Genomic DNA, 12,503 nt, shown 5'->3' with positions numbered 1-12,503 from the left:
CAAAGATGCGACTGCATGCGGTGGACGCGTGACCCCGTCTCCGCCTGCGCTCGATGCTGTGCATCGGTCATGGGCAGATCATGCGTCCTGGCGCGTCCCGTCACATCGGGGATGTCCCCCTGATCTTCCGAGGGATGCCCCCATCAGGGGGTACGGGTACCCCTACCTACGCCTCCGGCAGGGCTACTGGTCGAGCTGCGTCAGCGAGCACTCGCGCGGGTCCTTGTCCTCGCGCCAGCGCTGGATCTTCGCCCCGTGCCGGATGCGCCCGTCGCTCACGTGGTCGAACGTGACCTCGACGACGAGCTCGGGGCGCAGCGCCCGCCACTCGAGGTCGCGATCGTTCGCCCAGCGTGAAGGGCCGCCCGTGCCGTGGTCGCCGGTCTCGTACGGCTGGAGCTTGGCGACGAGGTCGCGCTTCTCCTGCGCGTTGAACCCGCTCGTGTGGCCGACGACGTGCGGCTCCCCGTCCTCCCCGTACAGCGCGAGGATGAGCGAGCCGACGGTGTTCTCCGCCTTGCCCGGCCGCCAGCCGAACACCACGGCGTCGATCGTGCGCACGCGCTTGATCTTCACCATGCCCGTGCGCTCGCCGGGCCGGTACGGCGCGCCGAGCTCCTTGGCGATGACGCCCTCGGCGCCGCGCAGCCACGGCTCGGCCTCCTCGGGGTCGGCCGTCCACGGCGTGAGGTCGACCGGCGCCTCGACGCGCGCCTCCAGCCGCCGCCGGCGCTGCTCGAACGGCAGCTCCAGCAGCTTCTCCTCGCCGTCGGCGAGCAGGTCGAACGCGATGAACTTCGCGGGCGTCTGCTCGGCGAGCATGTCGATCCGCGACTTGGCGGGATGGATGCGCTGGCCGAGCGCGTCGAAGAGCTGGATGCCGTTCTCGCCGAAGATGACGATCTCACCGTCGAGGACGTAGCGGCCCTCGGGGAACTGCAGCTCGGGGAAGTAGCGGCGCAGCGGACGGCCGTTGCGGGACTGCAGGAACACGTCCTTGCCGTCCACGAACGCGATGGCGCGGAAGCCGTCCCACTTCGGCTCGTAGGCCCATCCGTCGCCTTCCGGGAGGCGGGCGCGGGAGCGGGCGAGCTGCGGGGGAACAGGCGGGTTGAGGACGAGACCCATGGGGGCCATCAGCGTAGCCGCGGGCGGTAGGGTGCAGACATGTCGCGCGAGCACGCCACCCTGGCCGAAGAGGAGTACCTCGAGACGCTGTTCTGGCTCTACGAGGCGGGGCTGCCGATGACCGGCGCCAACGTCGCCCGCGCGCGCCAGCTGTCCGCTCCGACCGTGCACGAGATGATCGGTCGCCTCGAGCGCGACGGGTACATCACGCGCGGCGCGGACAAGCTGATCTCGTTCACCGACTCCGGGCGCGAGCACGCCGAGTCGATCGTCAGCCGCCACCGGCTGGTCGAGCGCTTCCTCACCGACGTCCTCGGCATTCCGTGGGACGAGGTGCACGAGGAGGCCGAGCGCCTGGAGCACGCGATGTCACCGGTGCTCGAGGAGCGCATGCGGATCGCGATCGGCGACGCCAAGACGTGCCCGCACGGGCACCCGATCACCCCGGGCGCGCGCGCCGAGGGCGTGCCGCTCGCCGACGTCGCGGTGGGCGCGAAGGTCCGGGTGCTGCGCTTCGAGAACGAGGCCGAGGACCTGCTCCACGAGCTGATGCAGGCGGGCTTCGAGCCCGGCATGGAGGGCACGCTGGCCGAGAGCGACGGCGAGCACGTCGTCATCGCGGTCGGCGAGGATCGCATCTCCACGACGCCGTCGGTCGCGCAGACGATCACCGTCCGCGCCGACCCGTCGCCGCCGCCGCGCACCGCTCCGCCGCCGGAGCAGCTCATCCTCGCCAAGGACCGCTACGGCCGCTAGGCGCTAGCGCCGGCCGGGCCGGCCGCGGCACCCGCCGAGGTGCCGCGCGACGGCCTGGTGGACGGCGCTCCACTCCGCGCCGCCCATCTCGACCGCGAAGCCGTACGACGCCGGGTCGGCGGGGTCGCCGTCGCCCGGCCGCAGGTCGCCGCCCAGCGTGTGGCTGAGCCGCACCCCGGTCAGGCACGCGTCCGGGGTGACGGAGATCTTCTGCCCCTGGAAGCCGGACGCCTCGTACGAGCCCGGCGTCGCGCCCGCCCACCACTGGTAGGCGTACTGGCCGCCGGAGACGGTGGTCATCGTCGTCGACTCGCGCACCCACCGCGCCGGCACGACCTGCCGCCCGTCCGGCGTCCGGCCGCCGTTGCGGAACAGCTCGCCGAACCGCGCGAGGTCGAACACGCGCGCGTAGAGGCCCTGCGACGCGACCGCGTCGCCGAGCCGGTCGGTCATCACCCGCGCGTCGCCCGCCATGCCCGCCGGCTTCCACAGCTTCGTGGAGATGATCTCGTTGAACGGGGCGCCGTAGACCTCCTCCAGCATCCACGCCAGCACCTGCGTGTTGCCGCTGTTGTAGGAGAACTTCGTGCCCTGCGGCGCCACGCGCGGCAGCGACGCGAGGAACTCGTCGCGCGTCTGGCCGAGCGCGCCGCCGGTGTGGAGGTCGAGCGCCAGCTGGACCCACTGCTGGACCTGCGTGTTCGCCGCGAGCACCGGCGTGCCCTCGTCCCAGTGGATGCCGGACTCCATCTCGAGGACGTTGCGGATCGTCGTGCCCTCCCACGCCGTCCCGCGCAGCGCCGGGACGTACGTCTCGATCGGCTCCTCGATCGAGCGGACCTTCCGCTCGCCGACCGCGATCCCGACCAGCGCGGAGACGAACGACTTCGTCACCGACCACGGCTGGTGGCGCGTCTCGGCGTCCCACCCGTTGGCGTACAGGTCGTCGGCGATCCGTCCGCGGTGGACGAACGCGACCACGTCGGTCTCGGTGGAGCGGACGAAGTCGCGCACGGTCTTCGTGCGGCCCTGCCACTGGTACGTCACGCCGTCGAGGTCGACGGTGCGGCGCGGGAGCGGGGACGTCCGCGGGCCGGTGGCGACCGGCGCGGTGGGGAGCGCCAGCTCGGGCTTGACGACGTCGACCGGGAGCGGCAGCACGACCGTCTGGTCGACGAGCGCGTTGGCGACGACCTGGGTCGCGAACGCGGGATCGAGCATCGTCTCGACCCGGCCCGGCAGCAGCGCCGTGATGTCCGGCACGCCGACCACGGGCTCCTGCTGCGGCGGCGCCTGCGCGTGCGCGGCCCCGGCGCCGGCGGCGCCCGTCGTCACCGTCGCGGCAGCCAGCGCTGCGGCGACCCACCCTGCGGCACGCCTCCTCGACCCCATGGGCGGGATGACACCACGCGCCGCGCGGCGATGCGCCGGTTCCTAGAAGATCGCGAGCCCGCCGCGGACCAGGAAGAGCGCGCCGAACGCGCCGATGAGGACGCCCGCGACGGTGCTGACCGCGCGCAGCGCGCCGGGCGTGAGGCGGCGGCCGAGCAGGGTCGAGCCGGTGGCGAGGAGCGAGAAGTACGTGAGCGTGCCGAAGAAGACGCCGAGCGGCAGGATCGTGAGCGTCTCCGTGCGGCCGATGCCGAGCCCCGGCACCACCGCGGTGAACGCGGCCGCCCACGAGACGATCGTCAGCGGGTTGGCGAGCGTTGCGGCGAAGCTGACGCCGAGGCCGCGGCGGAACGTCTGCAGCGCGAGGCCGTTCCCGCCCGCGGCGTGGACCATCTTCCACGCGATGAAGAGCAGCGCCGCGCCGCCGACGAGCTGGAGCTCGTCGCCGGGGACGAGCGCGGCGAGGCCGAGCGCGGCGAGCAGCGCGTAGAGGCCGTCGACCAGCGCGGCGCCGAGGCCGACGCCGAACGCTGGTGCGAAGCCGTGGCGCAGACCCGAGGTCAGCGCGAGGACGGAGATGGGCCCGAACCCGGCCGCCACCGCGAAGCCGAGCGCGAACCCGGCGATCACGGTGGTCATGGCTGGTTCAGGTCACCGTGATCGTCAGGCGGTCGCCGTCTGCTGCTGCTGGGCGTAGGCGTCGGCGAGGCGCTTGACGCCCTCGTCGATCTGCGCGGCCGTGACGCCGGAGTAGGCGATCCGGAAGCTGTTCTTGCCGCCCTCCAGGAGGAAGTCGGTGCCCTTCACGATGGCCACGCCGCGCTCGGCGGCGTCGGCGAACAGCTGGTCCACGTCGGTGCCCTCGGGCAGCTCGACCCACATGAAGTAGCCGCCCTCCGGCGGGGTGAACCTCGCGTCCGGCAGCTCGCGGCGCAGGGCGGCGGCGAGCGTCTCGACGCGCTCGGCCAGCGCCTCCTTCACCGTCTTGATCGCGCTGTCGATCCGCCCGCTCGCGCAGAGCTGGTAGACGATCGACTCGGCGACCATGTTCGGCGAGATGTACGTGTTCGTCGCGCGCTTGGTGATCGTCGCGATGAGGTCGGCCGGCCCGACGAGGTAGCCGACGCGGATGCCGGGGCAGACGGTCTTGGAGAACGACGAGGCGTAGACGACGCGCTCGTTGCTCGTGTCCATCGAGAGCATCGTCGGCAGCGGCTCGCCGGCGAAGCGGATGTGGACGTACGGGTCGTCCTCGAAGACCACGAAGTCGTACTCGGCGGCGAGCGCGAGGAGCTTCTCGCGGCGCTCCAGCGTGAGCGTGTAGCCGGCCGGGTTCTGGAAGTTCGGGATGATGTGCGCGAGCTTCGGGCGCAGGCCGGCCTTCAGCCGCTCCTCCAGCTCGTCGACCACGATGCCCTCGGGGTCGATCGAGATCATCTCGATGTTCGCGCCGCGCTCCTTCAGGCCGAGGAGCGTGCGGTCGTACGTCGGGCGCTCGGTGATGACCGTGTCGCCGGGCTGTACCAGCGCGTCGAAGAGGAACGCGTCGGCCTGCATCGAGCCGTTGGTGACGATCACGTTCTCCGGCGCGACGCCGTGCTGCTCGGCGATCCACTTGCGCAGCGGGACGTAGCCGACGCTCGTCCCGTACGCCGTCGTGCCGGCGGGATCGGACTCGAAGGCCTTGACGGCGGCCTCCTTGAGGCCGTCGACGTCGACGATGTCGAGGCTCGGAGCCCCGCGCGCGAAGGAGATGAGGTCGCCGGATGCCATGGCGCCCAACTCTAGAGGTCGCGTGCCGTCCGTCGCGATCAGGCGCGGGGTTCGAACTCGACCGTGAGCTGCGCGCGCCCGCCCGCGTACGCGTGCAGGGCGACGTCGGCGACGTCCGGGCTGCCGCTGAGCGCGCGTTCGAGGTCGGCGAGCGCGTGGAGGTCGGTGTCGGACTCGAGCGTGATCGTCCGGCCGCCGGCGCGGCGGCGCTCGTGGTCGAGCACGCGGTCGTACGCGGCGACGAGCTCGTGCGCGAGGCGGCGCAGCTCGACCCCGAACTGCTCCATGGGCTCGACGCGCGCGGCCGGGCGCGGAGGCCGCGGCGCGCGCGGCGGCGGCGCCGGCGCCGGCGTGGCGTGCAGCTCGGCCTGGAGCGCGTCCAGCTGGCGCTCGAGCCGCGCGAGGGCCTCGTCGACGTCGTCGTCCGTCACACGCCCGGCGTTCGCCGCCGGCGGTCCGACCCCTGCCGTGTGACCCACGAAACACGACCGCCGGACCCGAGGGCCCGGCGGTCGATGTCTTCGGCTCGGCGCCCGTCCCGGAGATGCCGGACTACCGTCGCCTCAGCTTTGGCGCACTTGCCTGTGCGCTGCGGCGACACTAACCGGGGCTCAAGCGCGGGGGAAGCAGGTGGACGAACGTTCTACGAACGCATGTGCGCCCCCGCACAAGGACTGGCGAAAACGCCTTTGCCTACGGGCTAGCCGCCCAGGATCTCCACGGCGATCTCGGCGACCTGCGTCGGGGTGCGGCCGACGCGGACGCCCTTCGACTCGAGCGCCTCGGCCTTCGCCTGCGCGGTGCCCTGCGAGCCCGACACGATGGCGCCGGCGTGGCCCATCGTCTTGCCGGGAGGCGCCGTGAAGCCCGCGATGTACGCGACGACGGGCTTGGAGACGTTGTCGGCGATGTAGGCCGCCGCCTCCTCCTCCGCCGAGCCGCCGATCTCGCCGCTCATGACGATGAGCTCGGTCTCGGGGTCGGCCTCGAACTTCGCGATGATGTCGATGAACGAGGAGCCCGGGACCGGGTCGCCGCCGATGCCGACGATCGACGAGTTGCCGAACCCGCGCTGGGCCAGCTCGTTGCCGATCTGGTAGGTCAGCGTGCCGGAGCGCGAGACCACGCCGACGTTGCCCTCCTTGAAGAAGGCGGCCGGGATGATGCCCACGTTCGCCTTGCCCGGCGACAGGACGCCCGGGCAGTTCGGCCCGATGTGCGTGATGTCGCGGTCGAGCGACTCGAGGTAGTCGTAGACCCGCAGCTCGTCGTGGGCGGGGATGCCCTCGGTGATCGTGATGATCGTGTCGATGCCCGCGTCCGCGGCCTCGAGCACCGAGTCCGCCGCGAAGCGCGGCGGCACGAAGATCATCGCGGTGTTCGCGCCGGCCTTCTCGACCGCGTCCGCGAACGTGTTGAACACCGGGATGCCCTCGACGTCCTGGCCGCCCTTGCCCGGCGTGACGCCGGCGACGACGTCGGTGCCGTAGCGCTTGTTGTTCAGCGTGTGGAACGTGCCCTCACGGCCGGTGATGCCGGACGTGACGAGCTTCGTGTCCTTGCCGACGACGATGCTCACGCGGAACCTCCCTTGGCCAGCTCGACGACCAGCCGCGCCGCCTCGTCCATCGTCTTGGCCGGGGTCACGTTCGGCAGGTTCGCGTCGGCGAGGATCTGCCGGCCCTCGACGTCGTTCGTGCCGTCGAGGCGGACGACGAACGGCACCGTCGGCTTGATCTGCTCGAACGCCGCGATCAGGCCGCGGGCGACCTCGTCGCAGCGCGTGATGCCGCCGAAGATGTTGAACAGGACGGCCTTGACCTTCTCGTTCGAGAGGATGACCTCGACCGCGCTGGTGATGGCCTCGGCCTTCGAGCCGCCGCCCGCGTCCAGGAAGTTCGCGGGGGAGCCGCCGGCCTGCGCGACCACGTCGAGCGTCGACATGACGAGCCCGGCGCCGTTGCCGAGGATGCCGATGTCGCCGTCGAGCTTCACGTACGTGAGGCCGCGCTCGCGCGCCATCGCCTCCTGCGGGTCCTCGGACGCCGTGTCGATCAGGTCCGCGTGGTGCGGGTGCCGGTACGCGGCGTTCCCGTCGAGCGTGACCTTCGCGTCCAGGGCCGCGACGCTGCGGTCCTTCGTGACGATCAGCGGGTTGACCTCGACGAGCATCGCGTCCTCGCCCACGAACGCGTCGTAGAGCTTGGCGAGCAGCGCGCCGACCGGGCGCACCACGTCCGCCGCCACGCCCGCCTCGAACGCGAGCTTGCGCCCGTGGAAGTCCTGGAAGCCCAGGAGCGGGTCGACGTGGAGCCGGGCGATCGCCTTCGGGTCGCGCGCGGCGACCTCCTCGATGTCCATGCCGCCCTGCGTGGAGAGCATGAACAGCGGCGCCTTGGCGCTGCGGTCGAACACGATCGACGCGTAGTACTCCTCGTCGATCTCGCTCGCGGCCTCGATCCACACCTCGTGGACCGTGAACCCGCGGATGTCCATGCCGAGGATCGCCTCGGCATGCTGCGTTGCTTCGTTTCGGTCCTTCGCGACCTTGATACCGCCGGCCTTGCCGCGTCCACCGATCTTCACCTGCGCCTTGACGACGCACGGGTAGCCGATCTCGTCGGCGGCCTTGACCGCCTCGTCGACCGACTTCGCGGGAAGACCCTTGGGGACCGGGACGCCATGGCGCGCGAAGAGCTGCTTGCCCTGGTACTCGAGTAGGTCCATAGGAAGTGCGGGACGCTACCGAACACGCGTCGGGTGGGTATCGCTCGTCACTTCATAGAATTCCCGACCCTATGGCGCTTCCCAAGAACATCGAGTGGGTCACCTTCGACGTCTACGGGACCCTGATCGATTGGGAGAAGGGCGTCCTGGACGCCTTCGTCAAGGAGGCCGCCCGTGACGGCTTCTCCCTGGAGAAGGATCAGGTCGTCCCGCTGTTCCACGAGATCTCGCGCGAGGTCGAGGGCGGTTCGTACGAGCTGTACGCCGAGGTCCTGCGGCGCACGGCGGTCGAGATGGCCAAGCGGATGGAGTGGCAGCTCGAGCCCTCCCGCTCCGGGTTCCTCCCGGATTCGCTGCAGCGCTGGCCGGCGTTCCGCGAGGCCAACCCGCAGCTGAAGAAGTTCGTCAAGAAGTACAAGACGGGCCTCATCTCGAACATCGACGACAAGCTGCTCGGCCAGACGCGGCGGCACATCCCGCACGACTACGAGCTCGTCGTCACCGCCCAGCAGGTGCGCTCCTACAAGCCCGACCCGGCGCACTTCAAGGAGTTCGCCCGCCGCATCGGCGGCAAGAAGGGCTGGGTCCACGTCGCGTCGTCGCACTACCACGACGTCGAGACGTGCCTGAAGGAGAAGATCCCGGTCGTCTGGGTCAACCGCAGCGGCGAGGAGCTCGCCGGGCGCAAGAAGCCGGACGCCGAGGTCCCGAACCTCCTCGAGGCCGCGAAGCTCCTCGGCGCAGCCTGAGGCTGCCGTGAAGGTCGTCGCCATCCACGAGGACGTCCTCGTGGCGACGAGCCGGGTCTACCAGACGACCTGCACGATCGTCCGCCACGGGAGCGAGGGGTTCGTGATCGACTCCCCGGTCTTCCCGGACGAGCTCGACGTGCTCCCGTCGCTGCTGGAGCAGACCGGCTTCCCGCTCTCCGGCCTGCTCGCCACCCACGGCGACTGGGACCACCTGCTCGGCCGCCTCGCCTTCGACGGGGCGGCGCTGGGCTGCGCCGAGACCACCGCGGCGCGGCTGACCGGCAAGCCGGGCGAGGCCGCGCGCGGGCTGCGCACGTTCGACGCCGAGCACTACGTCGAGCGCGAGAAGCCGCTGGCGCTGGGGCAGATCCAGGCCATCCCGGTGCCCGGCTACCTCGGCATCGGCGAGCACGAGATGGAGCTCCACCCGACCGAGGGCCACACCGCCGACGGCATGGCCGTCTGGCTTCCGTGGGCGCGCGTGCTCGTCGTCGGCGACTACCTCTCGCCGGTCGAGATCCCGATGCTGAGCGAGACCGGCTCGCGCGACGCGTACCTGGCGACGCTGCGGCGGCTCGAGCCGCTGGTGGAGCAGGCCGACCACGTCGTGCCGGGCCACGGCGCGGTGCTCGACTCCGTGCGTGCGCTCGCGATCCTGCGCGAGGACGTGGCGTACCTGGAGGCGCTGCCGGGCGGCAAGCCCCCGCTCGCCCGCTCCGACGAGGCGCAGCGCGCGATCCACGCCGCGAACGTGGAGCGGGTCGGCGCGTAAGCGCTCGTCGTTGCCTTCGCAACGATCCTCACGCAGTCGCCGCGCGCCGGTATAGGGTCCCGCCCATGGCCTATGGCGACACGTTCCATCCGGCGGGCACGTCCCGTGACATCAAGGTCCGCGGGCCCCTGTGGGTGGGCCTGTGGAGCTTCTTCACGTTCGGCATCTACAGCCTGTACTGGCTGTACGTCATCGCGAAGGACCTCAGCGAGTACGGCAAGTCGAAGGGGCACGACCTCGGTCAGTCGCCCGTCATGACCCTGCTCGCCTTCCTGATCGGTTGGGTCCTCCTCTTCATCCCGCCGATCGTCGCGCTCTACCGGATGACCCGGCGCGTCCAGCAGGCGCAGCGCCTCGCGGGCCAGACCGCCGTGCTCAACGGCTGGCTGGCGCTCGTGCTGCTGCTCGTCGTCAGCCCGGCGTACAACGCGTACGCGCAGAGCGAGCTCAACAAGGCGTGGAAGGGCGAGGGCGGGCCGGTGCCAGGCGACGACTACGGCGCCGCGCTGCCTGCGGCCCAGCCGGCGGGCGACCCGCTCGCGCAGCAGCCGAGCGACGTCAGCTCGTCGCCGGAGCGGCCCGGGGCGTGATCCAGCACGTCTCGCTGGAGGTCACCGAGCGAGACGCCGACGCGTGCGTGCGGTTCTGGGGGCTGCTCGGCTTCGTGGAGGTCGAGCCGCCCTCGGCGTCGCTGCGCGAGCTCGCGCGGTGGGTGGAGCGGCGCGGGACGCAGGTCCACCTGCTGCTGACCGACGATCCGGTCGCGCCGCCCGAGGGTCACGTGGCGGTCGTCGTCGACGACTACGACGCGACGTTCGGGCGGCTGGCCGACGCCGGCTTCGCGCCCGACGCGCGCGCCGAGCACTGGGGCGCGCCGCGGGCGTTCGTCCGCGGGCCCGGCGGTCACCGGGTCGAGATCATGGCCCGCCCGCCGGCGTGAGCTAGCGCCCGTAACGGACCAGGACCGCGTGGAGGCGGTCGGCGCCCCAGTCGACCGCGGCGGCGGGCACGCGCTCATCGGCGGCGTGGATGCGGGCGCTGAAGTCGAAGTCGGTGGGGACCTGGAGCGGCGTGAAGCCGTAGCCCTGGATGCCGAGGCGGCCGAAGTGGCGCGCGTCGGTGATCGCAGGCAGGAGCATCGGGATCGGCGTGACCTCGGGATCCGCGTCGCGGAGCACGTCGCCGAGCAGCTCGAAGAGGCCGAAGTCGGGCGCGGGCGGGCCGGGCTCGGCGCGCAGGACCTCCAGCTCCACGCCGTCGCCGGCCAGCGCCCGCAGCTCGCCCAGCAGGTCGTCGGGGCCGAAGCCGGGCAGCACGCGCCCGTCGAGCTCCACACGGACCTCCGCGGGGATGACGTTGCGGCTCTCGCTGCCGTGGAGCACGGTCGGACTGACCGTGTTGTGGAGCATGGGGACGAAGAGCTTCGCCCGCTCGCCCAGCAGCCGCAGCGTCGCCGGCGCGGTGCGCGGATCCAGCAGCCGCTCCAGCACGACCGCGCCCGGACGCGGCAGCTCGCCGGCGATCGTCCGCACCATCCGCTCCACCACCGGCGTGACGTGCACCGGCAGGCGCATGCGGTCGACCGTGCGCAGGAACGCGGCCAGCTGCGCCATCGCGCCGCCGCGGATCGGCATCGAGCCGTGGCCGGCCGGCCCGCGGAACGTCGCCCGGACGCCGCAGACCTGCTTCTCGGCGACCTGTATCGGCGCGAACCGCTTGCCCGCGATCTCCTGCGTGAACCCGCCGAACTCGCCGATCGCGTAGCGGACGCCGTCGAGCAGGTCGGGCCGCTCGGTGACGAGGTGCTGCGCCCCGACGACGCCGCCCTGCTCCTCGTCGCTGAGCACCGCGAGCACGATGTCGCCGCCCGGCCGGAGCCCCTCGCGCGCGGCCCGCAGCACGGCGTGGACCATCATCGCGACGCCGCCCTTCATGTCGAGCGCGCCGCGGCCCCAGATCCACCCGTCGACCAGCTCGCCGCCGAACGGGTCGCGCGACCACTGCTGGCCCTGCACGGTGACGACGTCGACGTGGCCCTGGAGGAGCAGCGGCGGCGCGGCGCCGGCGCCGGGCAGGCGCGCGACGAGCGACGGGCGCTCGGGCGTCTTGGCGACGATCGTCGTCTCGAGCCCCGCCTCGCGGAGCAGCTCGTCCACGAACTGCACGCACGCCCGCTCGTTGCCCGGCGGGTTCTGCGTGTCGAAGCGGATGAGCCGCTGGAGGAGCTCGGCGGCGGTCATCGCTCCTCGAGCCGCAGCCGGGCGAGGAGGTTGCGGCCGCCGTAGCGGTCGTCCTGGGCGTCGAACCCGAACGAGCGGTACAGCTCGAGCGCCGGGTTGTCCTCGTTGACGTCGAGCTGCACGCGGCGGCACCCGCGCTCGCGCGCGAGGTCGATCACGCCCTGCACGAGCGCCCTGCCCAGGCCCTGGCCGCGCGCCTCGGCGCGGACGAAGAGGTCCTCCAGCTCGCAGTCGGTGGCGGCCCACCAGATGCCGTAGCGGAAGCGCACCTGCGCGACGCCCTGCGGCGGGCTGTCGGCGTCAGGCGCGGCGAGCAGGTAAGCCGTGTTCGGGTCTTCGATGAGCTTGTCGACGCCGGCCAGGAAGGCGTTGTCGGAGGGCCAGTCGAGCTTCAGGTGGTTGCGGAAGCCGATCAGCAGCTCGCCGACCACCTCGGCCTCGTGGTGGGCCGCGCGCCAGACGACGGGCGCGCTCACGACTTCGTCCGGACGTTCCAGTTGACGGACATCTCGGCGACGCAGTCGCCGTGGGCGTTGCTGAGGACGACGTCCACGCAGAACCGCACCTCGCCGGCGTCGTCGAGCGTCGCCAGCAGCTCGCCGCCCGACTGGGACAGCTCGCCCCGGGCGGTGATCGTGCCCTGCGCGAGCTTGCGGTACTTGATCGTCGCGTCCTGGGCGAGCGGTGTGATGTCGCCCAGGCGCTGCGCGAACGTGCCGACGAACGCCGCGCCCGAGGCGGCCTCGCCCGCCGCGAACAGCGCGCCCGCGTGCTGGGAGCCGACGTGGTTGCGCGTCTCGCTGCGGTCCGGGAGCCGGACGACGCCGACGCCCTCGCCGACCTCCGCGATCTCGAGGCCGACGTGCGTGTTGAACGGCACCGCGTGTTGGAGGGCGCCGCGGAGAGCCTCGTAGTCCATGCGTCCGCACGCTACACGGCGGCGCTTGGGGAACCGCACGTCCC

At 72.1% G+C, this 12,503-nt stretch carries 15 protein-coding genes; 5 read left to right on the top strand and 10 right to left on the bottom strand.

Annotation, left to right across the window (positions count from 1 at the left end; all coding sequences use genetic code 11):
* Positions 1–183: 183 nt before the first annotated feature.
* On the bottom strand, positions 184–1,128 hold the full coding sequence (locus tag AC1UE5_RS14755; protein WP_482924739.1) for an ATP-dependent DNA ligase: 945 nt from the start codon (positions 1,126–1,128) through the stop codon (positions 184–186).
* 39 nt (positions 1,129–1,167) lie between these two features.
* Between AC1UE5_RS14755 and AC1UE5_RS14750 the strand changes: the two genes are divergently transcribed.
* Positions 1,168–1,884: a metal-dependent transcriptional regulator gene (locus AC1UE5_RS14750; RefSeq protein WP_482924736.1), complete on the top strand. Its 717-nt coding sequence runs from the start codon at positions 1,168–1,170 to the stop codon at positions 1,882–1,884.
* Positions 1,885–1,887: 3 nt separating this feature from the next.
* Here the strand turns inward: AC1UE5_RS14750 and AC1UE5_RS14745 are convergent, their stop codons facing one another.
* The 6 genes from AC1UE5_RS14745 to sucC all read right to left on the bottom strand — a co-directional run bounded on the left by AC1UE5_RS14745 (position 1,888) and on the right by sucC (position 7,776).
* Entirely contained in the window at positions 1,888–3,276 is a 1,389-nt protein-coding gene (locus AC1UE5_RS14745; protein ID WP_482924734.1) for a serine hydrolase domain-containing protein, read from the bottom strand.
* Positions 3,277–3,318: 42 nt separating this feature from the next.
* Positions 3,319–3,915 carry a LysE family transporter gene (locus AC1UE5_RS14740; RefSeq protein WP_482924732.1) on the bottom strand — a complete coding sequence of 199 codons (597 nt, stop codon included), beginning with the start codon at positions 3,913–3,915 and terminating at the stop codon, positions 3,319–3,321.
* Positions 3,916–3,939: 24 nt separating this feature from the next.
* Positions 3,940–5,049 (bottom strand): aminotransferase-like domain-containing protein, encoded by a 1,110-nt coding sequence (locus AC1UE5_RS14735; RefSeq protein WP_482924730.1) that lies wholly within the window; start codon positions 5,047–5,049, stop codon positions 3,940–3,942.
* A gap of 38 nt (positions 5,050–5,087) precedes the next feature.
* Positions 5,088–5,480 carry a hypothetical protein gene (locus AC1UE5_RS14730; protein ID WP_482924728.1) on the bottom strand — a complete coding sequence of 131 codons (393 nt, stop codon included), beginning with the start codon at positions 5,478–5,480 and terminating at the stop codon, positions 5,088–5,090.
* 269 nt (positions 5,481–5,749) lie between these two features.
* Entirely contained in the window at positions 5,750–6,628 is an 879-nt protein-coding gene (gene sucD / locus AC1UE5_RS14725; protein WP_482924726.1) for a succinate--CoA ligase subunit alpha, read from the bottom strand.
* The gene (gene sucC, locus AC1UE5_RS14720; protein WP_482924724.1) at positions 6,625–7,776 is read right to left on the bottom strand and encodes an ADP-forming succinate--CoA ligase subunit beta; all 1,152 of its coding nucleotides are present in this window, start codon (positions 7,774–7,776) and stop codon (positions 6,625–6,627) included. Before sucC ends, sucD begins: the two co-directional genes overlap by 4 nt.
* A 71-nt stretch (positions 7,777–7,847) precedes the next feature.
* Here sucC and AC1UE5_RS14715 point away from each other — a divergent pair, with 71 nt between their 5' ends.
* The 4 genes from AC1UE5_RS14715 to AC1UE5_RS14700 all read left to right on the top strand — a co-directional run bounded on the left by AC1UE5_RS14715 (position 7,848) and on the right by AC1UE5_RS14700 (position 10,240).
* Entirely contained in the window at positions 7,848–8,525 is a 678-nt protein-coding gene (locus tag AC1UE5_RS14715) for an HAD family hydrolase (protein ID WP_482924721.1), read from the top strand.
* Between the two features lie 7 nt (positions 8,526–8,532).
* Positions 8,533–9,300, top strand: coding sequence for an MBL fold metallo-hydrolase (locus tag AC1UE5_RS14710; protein ID WP_482924719.1), 768 nt, complete (start codon positions 8,533–8,535; stop codon positions 9,298–9,300).
* 65 nt (positions 9,301–9,365) lie between these two features.
* Positions 9,366–9,890 (top strand): DUF4234 domain-containing protein, encoded by a 525-nt coding sequence (locus AC1UE5_RS14705; protein WP_482924717.1) that lies wholly within the window; start codon positions 9,366–9,368, stop codon positions 9,888–9,890.
* Positions 9,887–10,240 carry a VOC family protein gene (locus AC1UE5_RS14700; protein WP_482924715.1) on the top strand — a complete coding sequence of 118 codons (354 nt, stop codon included), beginning with the start codon at positions 9,887–9,889 and terminating at the stop codon, positions 10,238–10,240. The genes AC1UE5_RS14705 and AC1UE5_RS14700 overlap by 4 nt, the downstream gene beginning before the upstream one ends.
* Position 10,241: 1 nt before the next feature.
* Here the strand turns inward: AC1UE5_RS14700 and AC1UE5_RS14695 are convergent, their stop codons facing one another.
* The 3 genes from AC1UE5_RS14695 to AC1UE5_RS14685 are packed head-to-tail and all read right to left on the bottom strand — an operon-like array spanning position 10,242 to position 12,459.
* Positions 10,242–11,540, bottom strand: a complete 1,299-nt coding sequence (locus tag AC1UE5_RS14695) for a M20/M25/M40 family metallo-hydrolase (RefSeq protein ID WP_482924713.1) — start codon at positions 11,538–11,540, stop codon at positions 10,242–10,244.
* Complete coding sequence (locus AC1UE5_RS14690) at positions 11,537–12,016, bottom strand: GNAT family N-acetyltransferase (protein ID WP_482924710.1); 480 nt, start codon at positions 12,014–12,016, stop codon at positions 11,537–11,539. Before AC1UE5_RS14690 ends, AC1UE5_RS14695 begins: the two co-directional genes overlap by 4 nt.
* Positions 12,013–12,459, bottom strand: coding sequence for a DUF4442 domain-containing protein (locus AC1UE5_RS14685; RefSeq protein ID WP_482924708.1), 447 nt, complete (start codon positions 12,457–12,459; stop codon positions 12,013–12,015). Before AC1UE5_RS14685 ends, AC1UE5_RS14690 begins: the two co-directional genes overlap by 4 nt.
* Positions 12,460–12,503: the final 44 nt, after the last annotated feature.

Source organism: Parviterribacter multiflagellatus (assembly GCF_056863265.1).
This window is presented reverse-complemented; position numbering and strand designations above follow the sequence as displayed.

Bases quoted from the DNA above. Each gene is read 5' to 3' on its own strand.
- AC1UE5_RS14755 (WP_482924739.1), bottom strand. From the start codon at position 1,128: ATGGGTCTCGTCCTCAACCCGCCTGTTCCCCCGCAGCTCGCCCGCTCC.
- AC1UE5_RS14750 (WP_482924736.1), top strand. From the start codon at position 1,168: ATGTCGCGCGAGCACGCCACCCTGGCCGAAGAGGAGTACCTCGAGACG.
- AC1UE5_RS14745 (WP_482924734.1), bottom strand. From the start codon at position 3,276: ATGGGGTCGAGGAGGCGTGCCGCAGGGTGGGTCGCCGCAGCGCTGGCT.
- AC1UE5_RS14740 (WP_482924732.1), bottom strand. From the start codon at position 3,915: ATGACCACCGTGATCGCCGGGTTCGCGCTCGGCTTCGCGGTGGCGGCC.
- AC1UE5_RS14735 (WP_482924730.1), bottom strand. From the start codon at position 5,049: ATGGCATCCGGCGACCTCATCTCCTTCGCGCGCGGGGCTCCGAGCCTC.
- sucC (WP_482924724.1), bottom strand. From the start codon at position 7,776: ATGGACCTACTCGAGTACCAGGGCAAGCAGCTCTTCGCGCGCCATGGC.
- AC1UE5_RS14715 (WP_482924721.1), top strand. From the start codon at position 7,848: ATGGCGCTTCCCAAGAACATCGAGTGGGTCACCTTCGACGTCTACGGG.
- AC1UE5_RS14705 (WP_482924717.1), top strand. From the start codon at position 9,366: ATGGCCTATGGCGACACGTTCCATCCGGCGGGCACGTCCCGTGACATC.
- AC1UE5_RS14695 (WP_482924713.1), bottom strand. From the start codon at position 11,540: ATGACCGCCGCCGAGCTCCTCCAGCGGCTCATCCGCTTCGACACGCAG.
- AC1UE5_RS14685 (WP_482924708.1), bottom strand. From the start codon at position 12,459: ATGGACTACGAGGCTCTCCGCGGCGCCCTCCAACACGCGGTGCCGTTC.